This is a genomic window from Thalassotalea profundi, from assembly GCF_014653195.1.
In the GTDB taxonomy this organism is placed as follows: domain Bacteria; phylum Pseudomonadota; class Gammaproteobacteria; order Enterobacterales; family Alteromonadaceae; genus Thalassotalea_B; species Thalassotalea_B profundi.
On sequence record NZ_BNAH01000011.1, the window covers coordinates 113200 to 136356 of the forward strand.

Sequence of the window (23157 nt, forward strand, 5' to 3'; positions counted from 1 at the left end):
TATTGATTAAATTTAGGTTACATAATAATTACGTTAAACTTACACTTATGTGATAGATATATTTCAGTAATTTTTGATGAAATTATTGCATAAAAAAAGCGACATTATCTAAGGATAAGGTCGCTTTTTAATCACTAAAACTAATGTAAGTTATAGAATGACTGTTATTTTTTGCTTGTTGCTTGAATTACACGTAATTGAGCTACTGCTCGAGCTAATTCAGCAGCTGCTTCAGCATAATTAACATCATCGCTATGAGCATTTAATTTCTCTTCAGCGCGTTGTTTTGCTTCTGTTGCAGCTTGTTCATCTAAGTCATCACCACGTACAGCTATATCAGCAAGTACCGTTACGTTATTAGGTTGAACTTCAAGTATACCGCCAGAAAGGTAAATAACTTCTTCAGTTCCACCTTTCTTAACGATTCTAACCATACCAGGTTTTAGTGAGGTCAGCAAAGGTGCGTGACCAGGCATAATACCTAATTCACCTTCGCTACCTGTGATCTGTAATGACTCTATGCTACCAGAGAATAAGCTCTCTTCTGCACTAACGACACTCAGATTTACAGAAAGTATTGCCATGTTGACCTCCAAAATAGGCGATTAAAATTTACTAAAAATGACTTCTAGAAAACTAACCGCCAGCCTTCATTACATATTTTTAGCTTTTTCAGTTGCTTCTTCGATAGAACCAACCATGTAGAAAGCTTGCTCAGGTAAGTCATCATATTCACCAGCAAGAATACCTTTAAAGCCATCAATTGTGTCTTTAAGCGGTACATACTTGCCTGGTGAACCTGTGAATACTTCAGCAACAAAGAACGGTTGTGATAAGAAACGTTGAATCTTACGAGCACGGTTAACCGCTAACTTGTCTTCTTCAGATAACTCATCCATACCTAAGATAGCAATGATATCTTTAAGTTCTTTGTAACGTTGTAATGTTGATTGAACACCACGAGCTGTTTCGTAATGCTCAGCACCAACTACTAACGGATCTAATTGACGCGAAGTAGAATCAAGTGGATCGATAGCAGGGTAGATACCTTGCGATGCGATATCACGAGAAAGTACAACAGTTGCATCTAAGTGAGCAAAGGTTGTTGCTGGAGATGGATCGGTCAAATCATCTGCTGGTACGTATACCGCTTGAATTGATGTGATTGAACCTTTCTTCGTTGACGTAATACGTTCTTGAAGAACACCCATTTCTTCAGCAAGTGTTGGTTGATAACCAACCGCTGACGGCATACGACCTAACAATGCTGATACTTCAGTACCCGCAAGTGTGTAACGGTAGATGTTATCTACGAAAAATAATACGTCACGACCTTCGTCACGGAATTTTTCAGCCATCGTCAAACCAGTCATCGCAACACGAAGACGGTTTCCTGGAGGCTCGTTCATTTGGCCGTAAACTAACGATACTTTATCAAGTACGTTAGAGTCGTTCATTTCATGGTAAAAATCGTTACCTTCACGAGTACGCTCACCTACACCAGCAAATACTGAGTAGCCGCTATGCTCAATCGCGATGTTACGAATAAGTTCCATCATGTTAACGGTTTTACCAACACCAGCACCACCGAATAAACCAACTTTACCACCCTTAGCGAATGGACATACCAAGTCGATTACTTTGATACCAGTTTCAAGAAGTTCATTAGACATCGCTTGCTCAGCATATGCTGGTGCCGCGCGATGAATTGACCATTTTTCTTCTTCACCGATTGGGCCCGCTTCATCGATAGGCTCACCCAATACATTCATGATACGACCCAAAGTTGCAGTACCTACTGGAACTTGAATATTATCACCTGTGTTTACTACGTTCAGACCACGACGCAAACCATCTGAAGATCCCATAGCGATAGTACGAACTACGCCACCACCTAATTGCTGTTGTACTTCTAGTACTAAGCCACTTAGGTCACCTTCGGTTATATTTAATGCGTCATATACCTGAGGTACAGCATTTTGTGGGAATTCTACATCCACAACTGCGCCAATGATTTGGACGACTTTACCTGTACTCATGTTTAATCCTCTAATCTGTGCTCTTATTTACTGTTAAAATAAACAAAGAACCTTTGCTTATACCGCTGCTGCACCTGCACAAATCTCACTCAATTCTTGAGTAATACTTGCTTGGCGAGCTTTGTTATATATCAATTGTAAATCATCAATTAAGTCACCCGCATTATCAGTTGCAGCTTTCATTGCAACCATACGAGCAGCCTGTTCACATGCGAGATTTTCAACCACACCTTGATATACTTGAGATTCTGTATATCGAACTAATATTTGCTCAAGAATTTCTTGAGCATCTGGTTCGTATAAATAATCCCAGCGATGCTTATAAGCGTCATCATCTGACTTAGGCAAAGGTAAAAGTTGATCGATTGTCGGTTTTTGCGTCATCGTATTTACAAATTTATTATATACGATGTACAACCTGTCTATCTCTTCATTATCATAGGCATCTAACATAACACGAACACTACCAATTAAATCAGTAAGTGAAGGGTTATCACCTAATCCTGAAATTTGTGATACGACTTTAGCCCCCATATTATTGAAAAAGGCTGTAGCTTTAGAGCCTACTACGGCAAATTCAACTTGAGCGCCAGCTGCTTGCTGTTTACCAGCATCAGCAAGTACCTGTTTAAATAAATTAATATTTAAACCACCACACAAACCTCGGTCTGTTGAGACAACAATATAACCTACGCGCTTAGCTTCACGTTCAACCATATAAGGGTGACGGAATTCTAAATTACCTAGCGCGATGTGACCGATCACATTTCGCATATTTTCAGCGTATGGACGAGAGGCAGCCATGCTATCTTGCGCTTTGCGCATTTTACTAGCTGCAACCATTTCCATTGCGCTGGTGATTTTCTGTGTATTTTGTACACTTCCAATCTTCGATTTTATCTCTTTAGCGCCGGACATGACTATATCTCCCGAAAAGGTTAACTAATTACCAAGTTTGGGTTGCTTTGAAAGCTTCTATTGCTTTCGAAAGACCTGACTCGATATCTTTATTATAGTCACCCTTTTCGTTGATAGTAGCCATCAACTCAGCGTGATCATTGTTTACGTATGTACGTAATGCTGCTTCAAAATCAACTACTTTGTTAATTTCAACATCATTTAAATAGCCTTTTTCTGCGGCAAATAACGATACTGCTGTTTCAGCAATTGACAATGGGCTGTATTGCTTTTGTTTCATTAACTCAGTTACACGTTGTCCATGCTCTAATTGAGCACGAGTCGCATCATCTAAGTCAGAAGCAAATTGAGCAAAGGCTGCTAATTCAGCATATTGTGCTAATGCTAAACGAATACCACCACCTAATTTCTTAATGATTTTCGTTTGAGCTGCACCACCTACACGAGAAACTGAAATACCAGCATTAACCGCAGGACGAATACCTGAGTTAAATAAGTTAGATTCTAAGAAAATCTGACCATCGGTAATTGAGATTACGTTTGTTGGTACGAATGCTGATACATCACCTGCTTGTGTTTCAATAATTGGTAATGCAGTTAAAGAACCTGTTTTACCTTTTACTTCACCGTTAGTGAATTTTTCAACATAAGCTTCGTTAACACGAGCAGCACGTTCTAATAAACGACTGTGAAGATAGAAAACATCACCTGGGTATGCTTCACGGCCCGGTGGACGACGTAAAAGTAATGAAATTTGACGATAAGCAACAGCTTGCTTAGACAAATCATCATATACAATTAGTGCATCTTCACCACGGTCACGGAAGTATTCACCCATAGTACAACCAGAGTAAGCTGATAAGTACTGTAAAGCTGCAGCTTCAGAAGCGGAAGCAACAACAACGATAGTATTATCTAACGCGCCGTGCTCTTCTAATGAACGAACTAAGTTCGCAACAGTAGAAGCTTTCTGACCGATTGCTACGTACACACACTTAATACCTGTGTTTTTCTGGTTAATAATTGCATCTAGTGCGATCGCTGATTTACCAATTTGACGGTCACCAATGATAAGTTCACGTTGACCACGTCCAATTGGAATCATTGCATCAATTGATTTGATACCAGTTTGTACTGGCTCATCAACTGATTTACGATCGATAACACCAGGAGCAACTACTTCAACTGGTGCAAAACCATCATTTTCGATTGGTCCTTTACCGTCAATTGGTTCACCTAAAGTGTTTACTACACGGCCTAATAAGCCACGTCCTACTGGTACTTCTAAAATACGACCAGTACCTTTTACTTTTACGCCTTCAGCTAGATCCGCATAAGGACCCATAACTACCGCACCTACCGAATCACGGTCTAGGTTCAACGCTATTGCGAAGCGGTTGCCAGGAAGTTCGATCATTTCGCCTTGCATTACATCAGCAAGACCATTGATACGAATAATACCATCTGTTACAGAAACAATAGTACCTTCGTTACGAGCTTCACTAACTACGTCAAACTGTTCAATACGATTTTTGATCAGTTCAGCGATTTCAGTGGAATTCAGTTGCATGCTCTATTCCCCGTTAAGATTGCATTGTTGTTGCTAAGCGGCTCAATTTACCTCTAATTGAACCATCTATCACCATGTCGCCAGCTTTAATAACTAAACCGGAAACTACGTTTTTATCAACATTACAATTGAGCTTTACTTTTCGAGCCAAACGCTTTTCAAGCGCAGCGCTAATAACTTTTTGTTGGGCTACTTTCAACTTAACAGCTGATGTAACATCCACTGTGATCTCTTTCTCATATTCAGCTTTTAATTCGCTAAATAAAGTAAGCACTTGTGGTAATACCAACAAACGTTCGTTTTCGGCCATTACTTTTATTAAGTTTTGACCGTTACTATTAAGTTGCACATCACAAACTTTCAAAAAAATGTCAGTTGCTTGTTCAACTGATGCTCCACCAATAATATATTCTTTGATGGTGACATCTTTTGAAACTTCCGCAGCAAATACTAGCATTTCATGCCAGCTATCAAGTGCATTAGCTTCAACAGCATAATCGAACGCTGCTCTAGCGTAGGGACGAGCGACGGTTGTCAATTCAGACATAGCTCTATCCCCTCTTAAAGTTCAGCTACAAGTTTATCTAAAATGTCGCTATGTTCAGCGGCATCAATTGAACGTTCGAGAATTCTCTCTGCACCAGCTATAGCAAGAACAGCAACTTGTTTACGAAGCTCTTCTTTAACTTGATTACGTTCATTCTCTATTTCTGCATAGCCAGCAGCGATAATTTTCGCTTTTTCTGCTTCAGCTTTTTCTGCAGCTTCTTCAACTATTTTAGCTTCACGCTTTTTAGCAGCATCAACAATACCTGCCGCCTCTGCTTTCGCTTCTTTTAGTTGAGCCGTGGCTTTTTCTTGAGCAAGCTCTAAGTCTTTAGCAGCACGATCTGAAGCAGCTAAACCATCTATGATTTTTTTCTGGCGAGCTTCAATAGCGTCGTTTAGTGGTGGCCACACAAATTTCATGCAGAACCAAACAAAAACGATAAAAGCTATTAATTCACCAATTAGAGTGGCGTTTATACTCACAACCGCTCCTCCTTAATAGTAAGCTGTTCAAAGAATGGAATTAAAGTACAAACAATAATACCATCGCGATACCAACACCGATCATTGCTACAGCATCGATTAGACCAGCTAGAATGAACATTTTTACTTGTAGTGAAGGTGCTAATTCTGGTTGACGTGCACACGCTTCCAAGAATTTACCACCCATGCTACCAAAACCAATAGCAGTACCAATAGCACCAAAACCGATTAGTAAAGCAACAGCAATAAACTTAATTGCTTCTGGCATTGTTAAAAGTTGTTCCATTTTGTTTCTCCAAAGTTTTAATTACAAAGTTTAAGTTAAAGTTAAAAATTAATGATTGTCTGAACTAGCCATACTTAAGTAAACAATTGTTAGCATCATAAATACAAATGCTTGAAGTACAATTACTAATATATGGAAAACAGCCCAAACAAAATGTAACGGTAGTTGCATTAGACCCACCGCGCCGATTAGGATAAATATTAATTCACCGGCATATAAGTTACCAAATAAACGCAATGCTAATGAAAAAGGTTTAGCAATCAATGCAATAGTTTCAAGTAGTAGGTTACAAGGAATTAAAAAGACCATTGCAAGTTTGTTATCTGTGCTAAAAGGGTGCAACGTAAGCTCTTTAATGAAACCACTAAGTCCTTTAATTTTGATCGAATAACCAACCATCAATAAAAACACACCTACAGCTAAAGCTGCTGTAAGGTTAATATCTGTCGTTGGTACGATTTTCATATAAACATCATGAGAGTCCATACCAAAAGCGGTTTCACCTACAAACCCAGCAAACGCAGGCAAGAAATCAACAGGAATTAAGTCCATTAAGTTCATCAAAAACACCCAAACAAATATTGTTAGCGCTAATGGAGCAATTAATGTGCTTTTACCTTGGAAAGTTTTATTAACGTTATCGCCAACAAAATCAATAATCATTTCAATAAAACATTGAAATTTACCAGGAACACCAATTGTTGCTTTGTTTGCTGCTCTGCGGAATATCCATAAGAATAAAAGCCCCAAACCTATTGACCATGCAAGGGTATCTATATGCCATGTCCAGAAACCACTATCACTACATGCTTTATTAAATGCTAAACCGCTGTCAGTTGAACACATTTTTGCATTAGTTAAATGATGCTGAATATGGCCTGAGAGAGTAACTTCTTCTGCCATTTTCTTTTCCCAAAAGTTAAAGTTTATAAATTTTTTATACCGACGTTTAATGTTCTCTTAAAACAGCCGGAAGTAGTAGTGGTAAAAACACGACTACGCAATATGTACTTAAAAGCGCTACGGGTGTAATAACTAAAAACTTAAAAGCTAACGCAAATAAAAGCGCTGTATATAACATTTTAATTTTTACACCACTATAAAAAGATTCCATCACCTTTCTAGCTGACTGCGCGCCCGCATATTTAAATGCTTTAAAGGCAAAAATAATATTGGGTATTATTGCTATTATGCCGCCAACAAAGGCTGATTTTGCATAATTTGCACCCCAAATAAAATAAACCATCAGTGTTATTAGCAACATTAAAACAGTAGTGAATAATATTTGTGTAAGTGCTATTTTTCGCCCTACCGTTGCTAATTTATTATTCATATATGCTAATAAAAAACAGGTTTTAAAAGTTTGCGCAAGTATACTTAACTTGTCTTTTATTGCAAGAAAATAGGGCAGTAACGCCCTATTTTTGTGCTAATAGTTATTATCAATAAAATATATATAACTAAATGTATAAAATATTTTAATTTATTTTAGAGATAATACCATCTAATTCCTCTAAATTTGCATATGAAATAACTAAGGTACCTTTACCTTTTTTGCTATGTTTAATTGTTACTTGTGATCCTATTTTTTCTGATAAGTTCTGTTCAAGTGATTTAGTATCGGGATCTTTTTCAACTTCTACTTTAGGTTTTTCTGGTTGTTGAATTTTTTTAATTAACGCTTCTGTTTCCCGTACTGTTAATTCTTTAGCTGCAACAGTACGTGCTGTTGTTGTTTGTAAATCATTTTCTAATGCTAGTAGGGCACGTGCATGGCCCATATCAATATCACCATGTTCTAGTAATGTTTTAACATCAGAGTTTAAGTTATTTAATCGTAAAATATTGGTGACAGTTGTCCGTGATTTTCCTACAGCATCGGCAACTTCTTGATGCGTTAACTCAAATTCAGTTAATAAGCGCTCTAATGCAACAGCTTCTTCCATTGCGTTAAGATCTTCACGTTGAATGTTTTCAATTAATGCAATTGCAACAGCAGCTTCATCGGGTACTTCTTTTATCAAACAAGGTACTAAGTCTAATTCGGCTAACTGTGCTGCACGCCATCGACGTTCACCAGCAATAATTTCATAACTGTCTTTACCTATCGGACGAACAACAATAGGTTGAATAATTCCTTGGGACTTTATTGAAGATGATAATTCTTCTAAAGCATCTGGAGACATATCTTTTCGCGGTTGATATTTGCCAGGTGATAGCTGTTCTATAGGAAGTTTTTGTAGTTCACTTGTATCAGTATGTGTTGTTGGTGTTGAATCACCATTTTCAGCTTCTTTATTTGGGGCATTAGTTAATAATGCATCTAAGCCTCTACCTAGGCCTCTACGTTTTGTCGGGCTCATATTTTTCCTTGCTGAATTGGTAATTCTGCTTGTTTTTTATTTTTCTTTTCTTGTTCTGTTTTTCTAAGTACTTCACCCGCTAATGCTAAATAAGCTTTAGCGCCTGTTGATGATTTATCATAGTACATAACTGGTGCTCCAAAACTAGGCGCTTCGGCAAGTCTTACATTCCTTGGAATAACAGTACGATAAACTTTATCGCCAAAATGTCGTTTAAGTTGTTCTGACACATCATTAGCTAAACGATTTCGAGGATCGTACATAGTTCTTAATATTCCCTCAATATGTAAATCACCATTTACGACAGAAGTTAATTGAGAAATGGTATCCATTAATGCAGTAAGCCCTTCTAATGCATAATATTCACATTGCATTGGAACAAGTACAGAATCTGCCGCAGTCATAGCATTAACAGTTAAGGTATTTAAAGAAGGGGGGCAATCAATGATAATAAAGTCGTATTGGTTAATAACAGGAGATAATGCTTTTTTTAAGCGTTGTTCTCTAGCATAGACTTCCATTAACTTAATTTCTGCGGCTGTTAAATCTGAATTTGCAGCAATTAAATCATAAATACCGCTAGTATCTTTACAAACAACTTGTTCAAACGGTTTTTCTTCTACAAGTAATTCATAACAAGTGGCAGGAACTTCATATTTATCTATTCCACTCCCCATAGTTGCATTACCTTGAGGATCTAAATCTATCAACAATACTTTACGTTTGGTTGCGGCTAAAGATGCCGCTAAATTAACAGCGGTAGTTGTTTTGCCTACTCCACCTTTCTGGTTGGCAACTGCGATTATTTTTCCCACTAGCACCTCAAACCTTATTATTGTTGTTAGATTTTTTTAAGCTCTATTAAATGCCTTTCACCCTGAAGTTGTGGCACAACAATAGAATAACTTGTTACTAATTCTATATCATCAGGTAATTTAGACAATTCACTTTCTGGATATTGCCCTTTTAACGCATAAAATCTTCCATTTTCGTTTGCTGGTAAATGTTTACACCAGCTAACCATATCGTTTAAAGAAGCAAATGCACGACTCAGTACACCATCAAATAACTGTTCCGGTAGAAATTTTTCAACTCTACTTAAAGCAGGAGATACATTATCAAGTTTTAATTGAAATACAACTTGTCGTAAAAAAGTAATTCTTTTACCTAAACTATCGAGTAAAGTAAATTCTTTTTCAGGGTATAAAATAGCTAATGGAATTCCTGGTAAACCAGGGCCTGTACCCACATCAATAAATCGATTACCTTTTATGTACTGACCTACCATTAAACTATCCATTATGTGCTTAACTAGCATATCACTTGGATCTCTAACAGATGTTAAATTATAAGCCTTATTCCATTTTATTAACATCTCAACATATTGTATTAATTGCGAAATTTTTTTATCTGTTAATTTAAGACTTGATTGATCTAACAATCCAATTAATTGATCTTGTAATGACATTTGTTTACCTGAACAATGTATGATTAAGCTGATTTACGTAATAAACCATGTTTTTTTAAATAAACTAATAGTAATGATACTGCAGCAGGAGTTATACCTGATATACGTGATGCTTTACCAATAGTTTCAGGTTTTGCTTCGGTCAATTTTGCCACGACTTCATTTGAAAGCCCTGATATTTGGTCATATTTAAAATCAGAAGGTATTAAAGTATCTTCATTGCGCTTTTTCTTTGCTATATCATCTAACTGTCTTTCAATATAACCAGCGTATTTTATTTGTATTTCAATTTGTTCAGAGGCTTGAACATCTGTTAGTGCTGGGCCTAATCCTTCTATTTTCATTAAGTCTTCGTAACGTACTTCAGGACGTCTTAATAAATCTTCAAGACTATTTTCTTTCGTGATTGATGACTTAACTAAGGCATTAATTTGTTCAACGGCTTTATGATCTTTTTGGATCCATGTTGATTTTAAACGTTGGCGTTCTAATTCGACACTTTCCATTTTTTCATTAAACCTAGCCCAACGTTTTTCATCAACTAAACCAAGTTTATAACCAATTTCTGTTAAACGAATATCAGCATTATCTTCACGTAATAATAAACGATACTCAGCTCTTGAGGTAAACATTCTATAAGGTTCTTTCGTACCAAGCGTTGATAAATCATCAATGAGAACTCCCATATAAGCTTGATCTCTACCTAATATTAATTGATCTTTACCTTGAACTTTCGCTGCAGCATTAGTTGCTGCAATTAATCCTTGGGCCCCAGCTTCTTCATAGCCAGTAGTGCCATTTATTTGGCCTGCAAAATATAAATTTTCGATAAACTTACTTTCAAGCGTTTGTTTTAAATCTCTTGGATCAAAAAAATCATATTCAATAGCATAACCAGGGCGGGTTATATGTGCATTTTCAAAACCTTTAATTGATCGGACTAAGTTCATTTGGACATCAAAAGGAAGACTAGTTGAAATTCCATTAGGGTAAATTTCATGCGTTGTTAAACCTTCAGGCTCTACAAATATTTGATGCGTTTCTTTATCAGCAAAACGCATTATTTTATCTTCAATTGAAGGACAATATCTTGGTCCAATACCTTCGATAACGCCTGTATACATAGGAGAACGATCTAATCCATTACGAATTATATCGTGAGTATTACTATTGGTATGAGTGATATAACATGAGATTTGTTTAGGGTGATCTTCCCGTGATCCCATAAATGAAAATACTGGACGAGGATCATCACCAGGTTGTTCTTCCATTTGAGAAAAATCAAGACTTCTAGCATCAAGTCTTGGCGGTGTACCCGTTTTCAGACGATCCATTCTAAATGGCATATCACGCAATTTATTTGCTAAGTTAACACTTGCAGGATCTCCTGCTCTACCACCTTGATAGTTATTCAAACCTATATGTATTTGGCCTGCTAAGAACGTTCCTACGGTTAATACAACTGAGTGAGCTTTAAATTTTAAACCCATTTGCGTTGATACACCAATGACCCGATCGTTTTCTAAAATAAGATCGTCGCATGGTTGTTGAAATATGGTTAAATTTTCTTGATTTTCTAAATAACTTCTTACAAATGAACGATATAGCACGCGATCAGCTTGAGCTCTAGTTGCCCGTACAGCAGGACCTTTACTCGCATTTAATGTTCTAAATTGGATAGCTGAATGATCAATTGCTGTAGCCATCAATCCGCCCAAAGCATCTATTTCTTTTACTAGATGTCCTTTTCCTATTCCGCCTATGGCTGGATTACATGACATTTGGCCTAAAGTATCAATATTATGGGTAAGCAATAATGTTTTACAGCCCATACGTGCTGAGGCTAAAGCAGCTTCTGTACCTGCGTGACCACCACCAACAACAATAACGTCATAAGACTCTTGATACCACATTGATTAACAACCTTTGTTAAAAGTATTTAAAAATAAAAGGGCACGTATTTTAACTGTTTTTATCGATTAGGGGAATGATCATTTTAAATAAAAGATCATCTTAGGATCCTTTAATAATATATAAGATCTATTTAAAGATCTTATTATTACTTATTATTAGTAAATTGCTTTTCTGTTGATAAGTAATTTATTTATATGTATTTCATAATGTTAGTACACATCTAATACTGTGATCAAACTTTGATCTCTTATAGGAAAAGCTATGATCAAAAGGGCCTTTTATCCACAGTGATATTTTAAATAAATACTGTCAACTGAATAATAACTATTAATTAATAGCTTATCCTTATAGTTATCCACAAAAGTTATTTTTAAACTATTTTTTTGTGAATAACTAGTTGTTAACTCTGTATTAAAAGATCTTTATTAAATGATATCCATTGTTGAGCAATTTCTTCAGGATCTTCTTCATCTAGAATATTAAGAGTTTTTAATTCTATTATTTCACTGCAACCCTTTGATTTTAATAAGTTTGATATATTTTTAGCCGCATAACAATATGTATCATAACTGCTATCTCCTGTACCAATAACCCAAAAATTAATTGAAGATAGATCGTCTTTACTACTTTCTAACTCTTTTACGAAAGCTTGTATATTATCTGGATAATCACCCGCTCCGTGTGTTGAAGTACAAATAAGCCAAGTGGTACCTTTATGTAAAATTTCTAAGAAATTAGGTTGAAAATGTAGATCTGATTGAATATTTAGATCATTAAGTGCCTCCTGACATGCTTCTGCAACATATTCAGTGCCACCTAACATACTGCCAACTATTATTTGGATATTAGCCATTAATTGAACCTTTTTGAAAGTGTTATAGTCTGTCTATAATTATATTAACGTTGGCTGCTTTAATTTGGAAATTAATACATTAACGAATAAGAATGGTTTTACATTGATAGTGATGAAGATTTTTAATTAATCGAAAGCAATAATATAAATGCTGATTATTGTCATCTTCGTTATACTCAAGACAGTGATCAGATTATATTTTTTATCTACAATGGTAAAAATTCTAGTTGTTATAACCTTAACTGGAAAGTAACTAATTACCAATTATTTTCCAATACAAAATGATGAAAATATCTGACCAAGTAGATCATCGTTTGTAAATTCACCTGTGATCTTATTAAGTTCTTGCTGACATAATCGGAGCTCTTCAGCTAGTATTTCTCCTGCTACAAAAGATTCAAGTTGATCTAAACCTGTTATTAAATGTTGATAAGCCGATTCTAGTGCCGCTAAATGTCTGCGTCTTGCCATAAAGCCGCCTTCATTACTACCTTGATAACCCATGATAGCTTTTAGGTGTTCTTTTAGCTGCTCAACTCCATCGCCTGTTTTAGCCGATAATGTAATAGTGGGTATTTTATTTTCTGTTGTTAACCCTGTAACTCTTTCGCTAATATCGGCTTTATTTTTAACTACAGTTAATCCTATATTTTTCGGTAATTTTTCAAAAAACTCAGGCCAAATTTCAGTTAAAGTTTCTGTTTGTTCTTTGCTTGAGTCAACCATGAGTAATACACGGTCGGCTTGATTAATTTCTTGCCAAGCGCGTTCAATACCTATTTGCTCTACCTTGTCAGCACTTTCTCTTAATCCTGCTGTATCGATTATATGTAATGGCATTCCATCAATATGTATTTGTTCTGACAAAACATCTCTTGTTGTTCCTTCAATATCAGTCACAATAGCGCTCTCACGTCCACTGAGCGCGTTTAATAGGCTTGATTTACCTGCATTAGGCCTACCTGCGATAACGACTCGCATTCCTTCTCTAATAATTGCTCCTTGTTGAGCTTGCTTCTGAACAGTTTCAACTTGGTTAATTATTACTTTTAAATCAGTTATTATTTTTTTATCAGCTAAGAAATCAATTTCTTCTTCAGGAAAATCAATAGATGCTTCAACATACATCCTCAAATGAATGGTATCTTCAACCATTTTATTGATTAAACTTGAAAACTCACCTTTCAGGGAATGTAAGGCACAACGAGCTGCTTGTTCGGAGCTAGAATTGATTAGATCAGCAATTGCTTCTGCTTGAGTTAAATCGAGTTTGTCATTTAAAAAAGCTTGTTCACTAAACTCTCCTGGATTTGCCATTCTTACTCTAGGTAATGATAATATTTCTTTTAACAGCATATCTAAAATAACAGGGCCACCATGACCTTGTAATTCAAGAATATCTTCTCCGGTAAAAGAGTTTGGTCCTTTAAAATATAAGGCAATCCCTTGATCTAGTGGTTGTTTGTTTAAGTCGTGAAAAGTTAGATATTCAGCCTTACGTAATTCTGGTAACTTTCCAAGAATAACTTGTGCAACATTGATTACTTCTGGACCAGAAATTCTAATAATTCCAACTCCACCTCTTCCTGGCGCTGTTGCTTGTGCTGCTATAGTTTCTTTATCAGAAAAAGGTGTAACTTGGTCATTCATGTAATATTCAACGTGTTTTTAATAGTTAAAAGAATTTTAATTATAAACGTTAAAACTTTAGGGTGGTAGCTCACTTATATTTATATGCTTATTAGACATAAAAAAAGCGACCTAAGTCGCTTTTTATTTTAGTAAACTTTATTTACTCTCAATCTTTTTTCCTGCTTTTTTCTCTAAACCTGAGAATATTATTTTCATTTGAATTATTGAAATAATATTACTGACTAACCAATACAATACTAAGCCTGAAGGGAACCAGAAAAAGAATATAGTAAACATAACTGGCATATATTGCATGATTTTTTGCTGCATTGGATCTTGTACGGTCATCGGCTGCATTTTTTGCATGATAAACATACTGACACCCATTAATACAGGGAGAATAAAATAAGGATCTTTTGATGACAGATCTTGTAGCCATAAACCAAATGTAGCATGGCGTAGTTCAACACTTTCTAAAAATACCCAATATAAAGCTAAGAAAATAGGCATTTGAATAAGCAAAGGTAAACAACCCCCAGCAGGATTTACTTTTTCTTTACGGTAAAGCTCCATCATTCCTTGCGACATTTTTTGTCTATCATCACCAAAGCGCTCTTTAAGTTGAGCCATTTTAGGTTGTAATGCTCGCATTTTTGCCATTGATGTATACTGAGCTTTCGTAAGCGGATACATTAAACCTTTAACAATAATTGTAATTATAATAATGGCTAAGCCCCAGTTAACTACAAATGATTGAATCATTATTAGTAACCAGTGTAATGGTTGGCTGATCATGAATAAGAAACCAAAATCGACGGTTAATTCTAAACTTTTCGCAATTTCAGCTAGTTTTTCTTGATTCTTAGGGCCCACATAAAAAGCCGTAGATGCGATTGCTTCGTTATTAGGTTCAATTATTATGGCTGGTGATTTAAAGCCAATAACGGCTTCTTGATTGCGCGTATAACTTGTATAAAGTTGGTTAACATCATCTTTATTAGGAATCCATGAAGTAACAAAGTAATGTTGAAGCATTGCTACCCAACCACCTTGGGTTGCTACGTTTAAATTAGCATCAGCAATATCGTCAAAGTCATACTTCTCATAAGGGTCTTCGGTTGTTGAATATGCCGCACCACGATATGTAGGAATTAATGCACTTGTTTTATCAACATTAGTTGATTGTTTTAATTGGGCATATAACTCAATACTTGCAGCGGTACTTGCATTATTATTAACGATATAATCTAAGTTAACTTTGTAACTATTTGGTTCAAAGGTAAAACGTTTAGTAACAACTAACCCATTTTCAGCGGTGTAATTCAAATTAACAACTAATGGGTTATTATCTGTTAATGTAAATTCAGATGCATTAACTTGATAAATAGGGCGACCTTTAACTACTCGGTCTATACCTTGAGCCCCTGTTAAGCCACTTTGAGCTACATAGTTAAAATTACCATTTTGCATTATAGTAAATGGTATTCCACTATTTTGTTCTGTCTCATACTTTAATAAAGTTGCTTCAACAATATCGCCACCTTGTGTATTAATTTTTAACTTTAATACATCAGTTGTAACAGTGATTATGTTAGCAGTTGTTTTTGTTTCTTTAATAGCAGGTAATTCACCAGCACTGGAGGCGGGTACAAAATCATTATTATTTGCTTCTGTGTTATTTTCGCCAGAGGTTTTAACTACTTCAGTTGATTGTTGAACTGGAGTATTATCTACTTGCCATTGCTGATATAACAAAAATGTTACAACCATTAGTGCAATGAAAAGAAAACTGCGTTGAGATTCCATAAAGCTACTTCTCTTTTTTTATTGGTGGAACGGGATCATCACCGCCCTCATTAAGTGGGTGGCATTTTAGTATACGTTTGCCTGCTAACCAAGTCCCTTTTATTACACCGAAGCGATTTATTGCTTCAATAGCATAAAATGAGCATGTTGGATTAAATCTACAATTATTGCCAAGTAGAGGGCTAATAAAGCGTTGGTAGCTTTTTATAATGGCAATCGCTAACGTTTGTAACGCTGATTTATTTTTTGCCATATTTTATCTAATTGGTGATTGATTTCGTGGTTTTCAAGTTTATCAATACCTGATTTAACCATAACTACAATATCAATGTGAGGAATTGTTGTCTGATTTAATCTAAAGCTTTCACGAGTAAGGCGTTTTATTCTATTACGTTGAACAGCTAATTTAACTCTTTTTTTAGCAATAGCTAAACCTAGACGGTTATTGTTATCAGTATTTTTGGTTATTAGAATGGTAAAGTGCTTTGAACTAAAACGTGTAGCATTAGAAAATACAGCTTTGAAATGATCGGGAGTCAACAAACGTGACTCCCGATTAAATTTATTAGTAACCTTGTTGGCTACTGATTTCATTTACTTAAATCTTAAGTAAAGAAATTATGCACTAAGTCTTGCACGACCTTTTGCACGACGACGTGCAATTACAGCACGGCCGTTTTTAGTAGCCATACGAGCACGAAAGCCATGGTTGCGCTTACGCTTTAATACACTAGGTTGAAATGTTCTTTTCATTACGCTAATCCGTCGGTTGTTGTTGCCCAGGCAAAACAGCCATTTTGAGCATACTGGTCTAAAAAAGAGGGCGAATATTACATAGAGAGGTAACATTTGTCAATATAATATCCGTTTTATTTATAACAAAGATCACTTTACGATCCTGAAGGATCTTTTTATATCCACAGTTTTTTAACAAAAAATAATTTTATTTGGCCTTAATTTAATTATATTCGTACTTTTATGGTTGTTTTTGAGTTTTTTATTGTATTTTTTATTATTGGTTAGATTATTTTATGCCATTAAATACGGGGTTATATTAAAATAATTGGTACAAATTGTCTCTATTTTAAATGTCAATATTGAAGTTGTGGATAACTAAAGGGATAATAGATAAATTAAAGAATAATAATATATCTTCAACCTACTCCTCTTTTCAGATTTTTGGTCAATGTAGTGTTGTTGCTAGGAGCTTTTACTTGGATCACTCACTTTGGCAACGTTGCCTTTCTATTTTGCAAGAAGAGTTGCCCGCGCAGCAATTCAGTATGTGGATTCGTCCTCTTCAATGTGTGATCACCGATAATATTATGACCTTATACGCGCCTAATCGTTTTGTACTTGATTGGGTTAGAGATAAATATGTCAATAGAATTAATGAACTTGTTTCTTTAGATGAAGGTGGTAATCCACCATTATTGCGCTTCGATGTAGGCAGTATTCCAAATAACAAACCTATTATTGATAAAATTAGCGCATCTTCAATGTTCGCACCATCAAATAAATCTAAATCAGAACCAGAATCAAATTTACCTAAAACGACTAATGTCCGAGGAAAGTATACCTTTGAAAATTTCGTTGAAGGTAAGTCTAATCAATTAGCTCGTGCGGCTGCTTCACAAGTTTCGGACAATCCGGGTAATGCCTATAATCCATTATTTATTTATGGTGGTACAGGGTTAGGTAAAACACATCTATTACATGCTGTTGGAAATGGTATTTTATTGAATAAACCTAATGCAAAAATTGCTTACATGCATTCTGAGCGTTTTGTTCAAGATATGGTTAAAGCTTTACAAAATAACGCTATAGAAAAATTCAAGCAGTATTATCGTTCTGTTGATGCTTTGCTTATAGATGATATTCAATTTTTTGCTAACAAAGAGCGTACACAAGAAGAGTTTTTCCACACTTTTAACGCACTTCTTGAAGGTAACCAACAAATTATATTAACGAGTGATCGATATCCTAAGGAAATTGATGGCGTTGAAGATCGCCTAAAGTCTCGTTTTGGTTGGGGGTTAACTATTGCTATAGAACCGCCTGAACTCGAAACTCGTGTTGCTATTCTCAAAAGAAAGGCTCAAGAAAGTCATATTAATTTAGCCGATGAAGTTGCTTTTTTTATTGCCAAACGTTTACGCTCTAATGTCAGAGAGTTAGAAGGGGCATTGAATCGAGTTATTGCCAATGCAAATTTTACTGGAAGAGCCATTACCATTGAATTCGTTAAAGAAGCTCTAAGAGATTTACTTGCTTTGCAAGATAAACTAGTGACTATAGATAATATTCAACGTACAGTAGCAGAATATTATAAAATTAAAGTTTCTGACTTACTTTCTAAACGGAGAAATAGGTCTGTTGCTCGACCAAGACAAGTTGCTATGGCATTATCAAAAGAGCTAACTAATCATAGTTTGCCTGAAATAGGTGAAGCGTTTGGTGGCAGAGATCATACAACTGTATTGCATGCTTGCAGAAAAATTAAAACATTACGAGAAGAATCTCTTGATATAAAAGAAGATTATTCCAATTTAACAAGAACACTTTCATCATAGTTTAAAAGGCATATTCAAATAGGTTTAACATGAAGTTTTCATTGAATAGAGAATTATTACTAAAGCCGTTATTACTTGTTTCTGGTGCGGTAGAGCGGAAAAGTACATTACCCATTCTTGGTAATATATTATTGGATGTTAGTGAACAGTCACTTACGTTAATAGCTACAGATTTAGAGCTTGAAATGGTATCTTATGCTGTAATTGATAATCAAGGTGAGAACGGTAAAATAACTGTACCAGCGCGTAAACTATTAGACATTTGTAAAGGTTTACCCGATGGGGCACTAATCACATTCGAAACTGATAACGATGTTATAAAAATTACATCAAACAGAAGTAAATACTCATTATCAACTCTATCAGCAGCAGATTTTCCTAATATAGAAGAATGGAAAGGTGATGTTGAATTTAAATTATTAAAATCTGAGTTACTACGTTTGATAGAAAGCACTCATTTTTCAATGGCTAATCAAGATGTTAGGTATTACTTAAATGGAATGTCTATTGAAACGGAAGGTTCTGAAATCAGATCTGTTGCTACCGATGGACATAGATTAGCTATTTGTAAAATTAATAATGAATCTCTTACTTTACCCACTCGACAAGTTATTGTACCTCGTAAGGGTATTTTAGAAATAATTCGTTTACTGGACCCTGTAGATGAAGAAATTCAAGTTTATTTAGGTTCTAACCATATTCGCATAATTGACTCAGAATTTTCTTTTACTAGTAAATTGGTCGATGGTCGCTTCCCTGACTATCGTAGGGTGTTACCACGTAATGGAGATAAATTTCTTCATACAAATAAAGAAAATTTACGACAACTTCTTTCCAGAGCATCAATTTTATCCAATGAAAAATTTAAAGGTGTACGTTTAAATTTTTCAAATACAGATTTAAAAATTACTGCTAATAATCCAGAACAAGAGCAAGCTGAAGAAATATTAGAAATAGATTTTCCTTATGAAGAAGTCGAAATTGGTTTTAATGTTAATTATGTTCTAGATGTTTTAAGTGCTATTAAAGATTCTGAAGTTAAATTTACATTAGCTGATGCCAATAGTTCCGTAGTAATAGAAGGTGAGGATTCAGGAGAAGCTTTATACGTTGTTATGCCTATGCGTTTATAATGAATGAGTATAGTAAAATTAACGACCAACAATTTTAGAAATTTAGAGAATGTATCTACAACGTTTCATTCTGATTTCAATTTTTTTATCGGGCAAAACGGTAGTGGAAAAAGTAGTTTATTAGAATCTATTTTCTTTCTTGGCCATGGTAAATCGTTTCGTACTGCCAAAATAGATAATGTTGTTACATTTAAGCATACTAATTTTATTGTTAGTGTTATTGATAGTAATAATAAAAGATTGGGGTTATTAAGAGATACTGCTACAGGTTTATCGGAAATTAAAATTGATGGCTTACGTCATAATAAATTTTCAGAACTTGCTCAAAATATTGCTGTTCAGATTATTACGCCAGAGAGTTTTAAAATTTTTTTTGGAGGACCTAGAGAAAGAAGACGATTTGTTGATTTAGGCATGTTTCACGTGAAACATAAATTTTCAGAACAATGGAAAGAGTTTACCCAGGTTTTAAAACAAAGAAATGCATGCTTAAAAAATCAATTAATTGGGCAGCAATTTGACTACTGGACAAATTCTTTCTGCCAAACTTGTATTAATATTGCTTCGTTAAGAAATGAATATCTGAAAGATTTAAAAAAAGAGCTAGATAAGTGGTTAACAATTTTACTTCCGGAATTTCAAAACGAAATAAATGTCATGTATTTACAAGGTTGGAATAGTAAAAAATCGTTGCTTGATATATTAAACCAAAATAAAGAAAGAGAATATGAAAAAGGGCATAGCTTATTTGGCGCTCAACGATTTGATGTCAGATTTCAATACAAAGGCGTAGCAATTGAAACTTTTTTATCAAGAGGTCAACAAAAGTTGTTTTTACTGGCTTTAACTTTTGCGCAAGCAAAATTAATAGGTCAAGTTAAACGAGTAAAACCAATTTTATTAATTGATGATATAGGAGCTGAACTAGATGCAAATTCTAGAAATGCTTTCTTTCAGTCAATTAAGGAACTTAATTGTCAGCTATTCATAACGGCAATTGATGAACAGGCTTTGGAACCTATTATTCCAAAAGATAATAATTATTATATGTTTCACGTGGAACATGGAAGAATTTCAGCAATAAGTAAGTAGGCTAAATGCTATGACAATAGAAAATGAATATGACTCGGCTAGTATTAAAGTACTTAAAGGTCTTGATGCAGTAAGAAAACGTCCAGGTATGTATATTGGTGATACAGACGATGGTACTGGTTTACATCATATGGTTTTTGAGGTTTTAGATAACTCAATCGATGAGGCCTTAGCTGGTCACTGTAGTGATATAGTAGTTAAAATTCACTTAGATGGTTCAGTTTCTGTAAGAGATGATGGACGTGGTATTCCTACCGAGTTACATCCTGAAGAAGGTGTTTCAGCTGCTGAAGTTATTATGACAGTTTTACATGCTGGGGGTAAGTTTGGTGGAGAAGACTCAGGATATAAAGTATCTGGTGGTTTGCATGGAGTTGGTATATCGGTTGTTAATGCATTAAGTAGTAAATTAAAACTTAATATACGCCGAGAAGGTAAATTATACGAACAAATTTATCATGTGGGTGAGCCTCAAGAGCCACTGAAAATTATAGGTGAAAGTGATAAAACAGGTACAGAAGTTCGCTTTTGGCCAAGTGAGGAAACGTTTTCAGATGTTTTATTTCATTATGACTTGTTAGTAAAAAGAATTCGTGAGTTATCATTTTTGAACTCAGGTGTCTCAATTCGCTTGATAGATGAAAGAGAAGAAGGAAAAGAAGATCACTTTCATTTTGATGGTGGTATACAAGCCTTTGTTGATTATCTAAATACAAATAAAACCCCTGTAAATGAAGAAATATTTTATTTTGATTTAGCTCGAGAAGATGGCATTGTTGTTGAGGTCGCAATGCAATGGAATGATGGATTTCAAGAAAATATTCATTGCTTTACTAACAATATACCTCAGAAAGATGGTGGAACACATTTAAGTGGTTTTAGAACAGCGTTAACAAGAACACTTAATAGCTACATGATAAAAGAAGGTTTAAATAAGACGAAAAAAGGTGGAACAACAGAAACTAGTGCTTCTGGTGATGATGCCCGTGAAGGATTAACTGCTGTTATTTCAGTTAAAGTACCTGATCCAAAGTTTTCATCTCAAACTAAAGATAAACTAGTTTCATCTGAAGTCAAAACAGCTGTTGAGCAAGCCATGGGTGAAAAGCTAGGTGAATATCTTCTGGAAAAACCAGCTGTAGCGCGCACCATAATTATGAAAATAGTTGATGCTGCTAGAGCTCGTGAAGCTGCACGTAAAGCTCGTGAAATGACAAGGCGTAAAGGCGCTTTAGATATTGCTGGGCTACCAGGTAAACTTGCAGATTGTCAGGAAAAAGATCCTGCATTATCTGAATTATATATTGTGGAAGGGGACTCTGCTGGCGGTTCAGCCAAGCAGGGACGTAATCGTAAAAATCAGGCAATATTACCGCTTAAAGGTAAAATATTAAACGTTGAAAAAGCACGTTTTGATAAAATGATATCTTCACAAGAAGTAGGAACATTAATTACTGCATTAGGTTGTGGAATTGGGCGAGATGAATATAATCCGGATAAGTTAAGGTATCATAGTATTATTATCATGACCGATGCTGATGTGGATGGTTCACATATACGTACATTGCTGCTTACATTCTTTTATCGCCAAATGCCAGAAATTATGGAAAGGGGTTATGTGTATATAGCACAACCGCCATTGTATAAAGTTAAAAAAGGCAAGCAAGAGCGTTATATAAAAGATGATGAAGGCTTAACAGAGTATCTAACAACTCTGGCCCTAGAGACTGCTGAGATACATGTAAATGAATCAGCACCTGCTATTTCAGATGTATCTTTAGAGAAGTTGGTGAACCAGTACCGTGACACAAAAGCAATGATTAAACGCGTATCACGTCAAATTCCTTCCGATATTTTAGAGAAAATGATATATGGATTAACTATTACTCCGGAAGATTTTTCAAATAAATCAAAAGTTGAAGAATGGACAAATGAAATAATTGATCAACTTCAAAACCAAGACGGAAATGGGTCTATATATTCAGGAAGTGTAAAACACGATAGTGAAAGAAATATCTATTTTGCAAGCTTTAATGTAAGACAACATGGTATTGATAAAGTATATAATTGTAGTTATGACTTTATTCAATCAAAAGAATTTGCTGCCATAAATAGTTTAAATAAAGCTATAAATGGTTTAATGGAAGAAGGTGCTTATGTTAAACGAGGTGAAAAAATAAAACCTGTAGACTCTTTTGAAGAAGCATTAAATTGGTTAATGGCTGAATCTAAACGTGGACAATATATACAGCGTTATAAAGGGCTAGGGGAAATGAATCCGGATCAATTATGGGAAACAACAATGGATCCGAATACTCGTCGTATGCTACAAGTAACAATTGAAGATGCAATTGCTGCGGACCAATTATTCACTACATTAATGGGTGACCATGTTGAGCCACGCAGAGCATTCATTGAAGAGAATGCATTGAAAGTGGCAAACTTAGATATATAGTTACCATTAAGTGAATTAAAACA

At 35.1% G+C, this 23157-nt stretch carries 23 protein-coding genes; 4 read left to right on the plus strand and 19 right to left on the minus strand.

Going from position 1 to position 23157, the window contains the following annotated elements; all coding sequences use genetic code 11:
* Window positions 1-164: 164 nt before the first annotated feature.
* The 19 genes from IE155_RS13660 to rpmH form a co-directional block, all read right to left on the minus strand.
* Complete coding sequence (locus tag IE155_RS13660; RefSeq protein WP_189378804.1) at window positions 165-584, minus strand: F0F1 ATP synthase subunit epsilon; 420 nt, start codon at window positions 582-584, stop codon at window positions 165-167.
* A 69-nt stretch (window positions 585-653) separates the two neighbouring features.
* Window positions 654-2039, minus strand: coding sequence for a F0F1 ATP synthase subunit beta (atpD, locus tag IE155_RS13665; protein WP_189378805.1), 1386 nt, complete (start codon window positions 2037-2039; stop codon window positions 654-656).
* A 57-nt stretch (window positions 2040-2096) separates the two neighbouring features.
* Complete coding sequence (atpG, locus tag IE155_RS13670; RefSeq protein ID WP_189378806.1) at window positions 2097-2957, minus strand: F0F1 ATP synthase subunit gamma; 861 nt, start codon at window positions 2955-2957, stop codon at window positions 2097-2099.
* A gap of 28 nt (window positions 2958-2985) precedes the next feature.
* The gene (gene atpA, locus IE155_RS13675) at window positions 2986-4527 is read right to left on the minus strand and encodes a F0F1 ATP synthase subunit alpha (protein WP_189378807.1); all 1542 of its coding nucleotides are present in this window, start codon (window positions 4525-4527) and stop codon (window positions 2986-2988) included.
* Window positions 4528-4540: 13 nt separating this feature from the next.
* The gene (gene atpH, locus IE155_RS13680) at window positions 4541-5074 is read right to left on the minus strand and encodes a F0F1 ATP synthase subunit delta (protein ID WP_189378808.1); all 534 of its coding nucleotides are present in this window, start codon (window positions 5072-5074) and stop codon (window positions 4541-4543) included.
* A gap of 14 nt (window positions 5075-5088) precedes the next feature.
* Complete coding sequence (gene atpF, locus IE155_RS13685; protein ID WP_189378809.1) at window positions 5089-5559, minus strand: F0F1 ATP synthase subunit B; 471 nt, start codon at window positions 5557-5559, stop codon at window positions 5089-5091.
* 40 nt (window positions 5560-5599) lie between these two features.
* Window positions 5600-5845, minus strand: a complete 246-nt coding sequence (atpE, locus tag IE155_RS13690; RefSeq protein ID WP_444545874.1) for a F0F1 ATP synthase subunit C — start codon at window positions 5843-5845, stop codon at window positions 5600-5602.
* 48 nt (window positions 5846-5893) lie between these two features.
* The gene (atpB, locus tag IE155_RS13695; RefSeq protein WP_189378810.1) at window positions 5894-6748 is read right to left on the minus strand and encodes a F0F1 ATP synthase subunit A; all 855 of its coding nucleotides are present in this window, start codon (window positions 6746-6748) and stop codon (window positions 5894-5896) included.
* Between the two features lie 46 nt (window positions 6749-6794).
* A complete protein-coding gene (locus IE155_RS13700) occupies window positions 6795-7178 on the minus strand; it encodes an ATP synthase subunit I (protein WP_189378811.1) in 384 nt (127 codons plus the stop codon).
* Between the two features lie 145 nt (window positions 7179-7323).
* The gene (locus IE155_RS13705; protein WP_189378812.1) at window positions 7324-8208 is read right to left on the minus strand and encodes a ParB/RepB/Spo0J family partition protein; all 885 of its coding nucleotides are present in this window, start codon (window positions 8206-8208) and stop codon (window positions 7324-7326) included.
* Window positions 8205-9023, minus strand: coding sequence for a ParA family protein (locus IE155_RS13710; protein WP_189378813.1), 819 nt, complete (start codon window positions 9021-9023; stop codon window positions 8205-8207). Before IE155_RS13710 ends, IE155_RS13705 begins: the two co-directional genes overlap by 4 nt.
* 26 nt (window positions 9024-9049) lie before the next feature.
* On the minus strand, window positions 9050-9676 hold the full coding sequence (rsmG, locus tag IE155_RS13715; RefSeq protein ID WP_189378814.1) for a 16S rRNA (guanine(527)-N(7))-methyltransferase RsmG: 627 nt from the start codon (window positions 9674-9676) through the stop codon (window positions 9050-9052).
* A gap of 23 nt (window positions 9677-9699) precedes the next feature.
* Window positions 9700-11589 (minus strand): tRNA uridine-5-carboxymethylaminomethyl(34) synthesis enzyme MnmG, encoded by a 1890-nt coding sequence (gene mnmG / locus IE155_RS13720; RefSeq protein ID WP_189378815.1) that lies wholly within the window; start codon window positions 11587-11589, stop codon window positions 9700-9702.
* A gap of 401 nt (window positions 11590-11990) precedes the next feature.
* Window positions 11991-12443 (minus strand): FMN-binding protein MioC, encoded by a 453-nt coding sequence (mioC, locus tag IE155_RS13725; protein ID WP_189378816.1) that lies wholly within the window; start codon window positions 12441-12443, stop codon window positions 11991-11993.
* A gap of 264 nt (window positions 12444-12707) precedes the next feature.
* The gene (mnmE, locus tag IE155_RS13730) at window positions 12708-14093 is read right to left on the minus strand and encodes a tRNA uridine-5-carboxymethylaminomethyl(34) synthesis GTPase MnmE (protein WP_189378817.1); all 1386 of its coding nucleotides are present in this window, start codon (window positions 14091-14093) and stop codon (window positions 12708-12710) included.
* Between the two features lie 138 nt (window positions 14094-14231).
* Entirely contained in the window at window positions 14232-15881 is a 1650-nt protein-coding gene (yidC, locus tag IE155_RS13735) for a membrane protein insertase YidC (protein ID WP_189378818.1), read from the minus strand.
* Window positions 15882-15885: 4 nt separating this feature from the next.
* Window positions 15886-16134 carry a membrane protein insertion efficiency factor YidD gene (yidD, locus tag IE155_RS13740; protein WP_189378819.1) on the minus strand — a complete coding sequence of 83 codons (249 nt, stop codon included), beginning with the start codon at window positions 16132-16134 and terminating at the stop codon, window positions 15886-15888.
* On the minus strand, window positions 16101-16475 hold the full coding sequence (rnpA, locus tag IE155_RS13745) for a ribonuclease P protein component (RefSeq protein WP_189378820.1): 375 nt from the start codon (window positions 16473-16475) through the stop codon (window positions 16101-16103). Before rnpA ends, yidD begins: the two co-directional genes overlap by 34 nt.
* A gap of 24 nt (window positions 16476-16499) precedes the next feature.
* Window positions 16500-16634, minus strand: a complete 135-nt coding sequence (rpmH, locus tag IE155_RS13750; RefSeq protein ID WP_011045771.1) for a 50S ribosomal protein L34 — start codon at window positions 16632-16634, stop codon at window positions 16500-16502.
* A gap of 461 nt (window positions 16635-17095) precedes the next feature.
* On the opposite strand from rpmH, the gene dnaA reads away from it, so the two are divergent.
* The 4 genes from dnaA to gyrB are packed head-to-tail and all read left to right on the plus strand — an operon-like array spanning window position 17096 to window position 23134.
* Window positions 17096-18454 (plus strand): chromosomal replication initiator protein DnaA, encoded by a 1359-nt coding sequence (gene dnaA / locus IE155_RS13755; RefSeq protein ID WP_189378821.1) that lies wholly within the window; start codon window positions 17096-17098, stop codon window positions 18452-18454.
* A 29-nt stretch (window positions 18455-18483) separates the two neighbouring features.
* The gene (gene dnaN / locus IE155_RS13760; protein WP_189378822.1) at window positions 18484-19587 is read left to right on the plus strand and encodes a DNA polymerase III subunit beta; all 1104 of its coding nucleotides are present in this window, start codon (window positions 18484-18486) and stop codon (window positions 19585-19587) included.
* A gap of 3 nt (window positions 19588-19590) precedes the next feature.
* Entirely contained in the window at window positions 19591-20679 is a 1089-nt protein-coding gene (recF, locus tag IE155_RS13765; RefSeq protein WP_189378823.1) for a DNA replication/repair protein RecF, read from the plus strand.
* Window positions 20680-20689: 10 nt separating this feature from the next.
* Window positions 20690-23134, plus strand: coding sequence for a DNA topoisomerase (ATP-hydrolyzing) subunit B (gene gyrB / locus IE155_RS13770; RefSeq protein ID WP_229817322.1), 2445 nt, complete (start codon window positions 20690-20692; stop codon window positions 23132-23134).
* The last annotated feature ends 23 nt before the right edge of the window (window positions 23135-23157 follow it).

Excerpts from the sequence above, each read along its gene's own strand:
- rnpA (WP_189378820.1), bottom strand. The coding sequence starts at position 16,475 with ATGAAATCAGTAGCCAACAAGGTTACTAATAAATTTAATCGGGAGTCA.
- recF (WP_189378823.1), top strand. The coding sequence starts at position 19,591 with ATGAGTATAGTAAAATTAACGACCAACAATTTTAGAAATTTAGAGAAT.
- dnaN (WP_189378822.1), top strand. The coding sequence starts at position 18,484 with ATGAAGTTTTCATTGAATAGAGAATTATTACTAAAGCCGTTATTACTT.
- IE155_RS13705 (WP_189378812.1), bottom strand. The coding sequence starts at position 8,208 with ATGAGCCCGACAAAACGTAGAGGCCTAGGTAGAGGCTTAGATGCATTA.
- yidD (WP_189378819.1), bottom strand. The coding sequence starts at position 16,134 with ATGGCAAAAAATAAATCAGCGTTACAAACGTTAGCGATTGCCATTATA.
- atpD (WP_189378805.1), bottom strand. The coding sequence starts at position 2,039 with ATGAGTACAGGTAAAGTCGTCCAAATCATTGGCGCAGTTGTGGATGTA.
- atpH (WP_189378808.1), bottom strand. The coding sequence starts at position 5,074 with ATGTCTGAATTGACAACCGTCGCTCGTCCCTACGCTAGAGCAGCGTTC.
- IE155_RS13700 (WP_189378811.1), bottom strand. The coding sequence starts at position 7,178 with ATGAATAATAAATTAGCAACGGTAGGGCGAAAAATAGCACTTACACAA.
- rpmH (WP_011045771.1), bottom strand. The coding sequence starts at position 16,634 with ATGAAAAGAACATTTCAACCTAGTGTATTAAAGCGTAAGCGCAACCAT.
- atpG (WP_189378806.1), bottom strand. The coding sequence starts at position 2,957 with ATGTCCGGCGCTAAAGAGATAAAATCGAAGATTGGAAGTGTACAAAAT.
- atpB (WP_189378810.1), bottom strand. The coding sequence starts at position 6,748 with ATGGCAGAAGAAGTTACTCTCTCAGGCCATATTCAGCATCATTTAACT.
- atpE (WP_444545874.1), bottom strand. The coding sequence starts at position 5,845 with ATGGAACAACTTTTAACAATGCCAGAAGCAATTAAGTTTATTGCTGTT.
- yidC (WP_189378818.1), bottom strand. The coding sequence starts at position 15,881 with ATGGAATCTCAACGCAGTTTTCTTTTCATTGCACTAATGGTTGTAACA.
- mnmE (WP_189378817.1), bottom strand. The coding sequence starts at position 14,093 with ATGAATGACCAAGTTACACCTTTTTCTGATAAAGAAACTATAGCAGCA.
- mioC (WP_189378816.1), bottom strand. The coding sequence starts at position 12,443 with ATGGCTAATATCCAAATAATAGTTGGCAGTATGTTAGGTGGCACTGAA.
- atpA (WP_189378807.1), bottom strand. The coding sequence starts at position 4,527 with ATGCAACTGAATTCCACTGAAATCGCTGAACTGATCAAAAATCGTATT.
- mnmG (WP_189378815.1), bottom strand. The coding sequence starts at position 11,589 with ATGTGGTATCAAGAGTCTTATGACGTTATTGTTGTTGGTGGTGGTCAC.
- rsmG (WP_189378814.1), bottom strand. The coding sequence starts at position 9,676 with ATGTCATTACAAGATCAATTAATTGGATTGTTAGATCAATCAAGTCTT.
- gyrB (WP_229817322.1), top strand. The coding sequence starts at position 20,690 with ATGACAATAGAAAATGAATATGACTCGGCTAGTATTAAAGTACTTAAA.
- IE155_RS13660 (WP_189378804.1), bottom strand. The coding sequence starts at position 584 with ATGGCAATACTTTCTGTAAATCTGAGTGTCGTTAGTGCAGAAGAGAGC.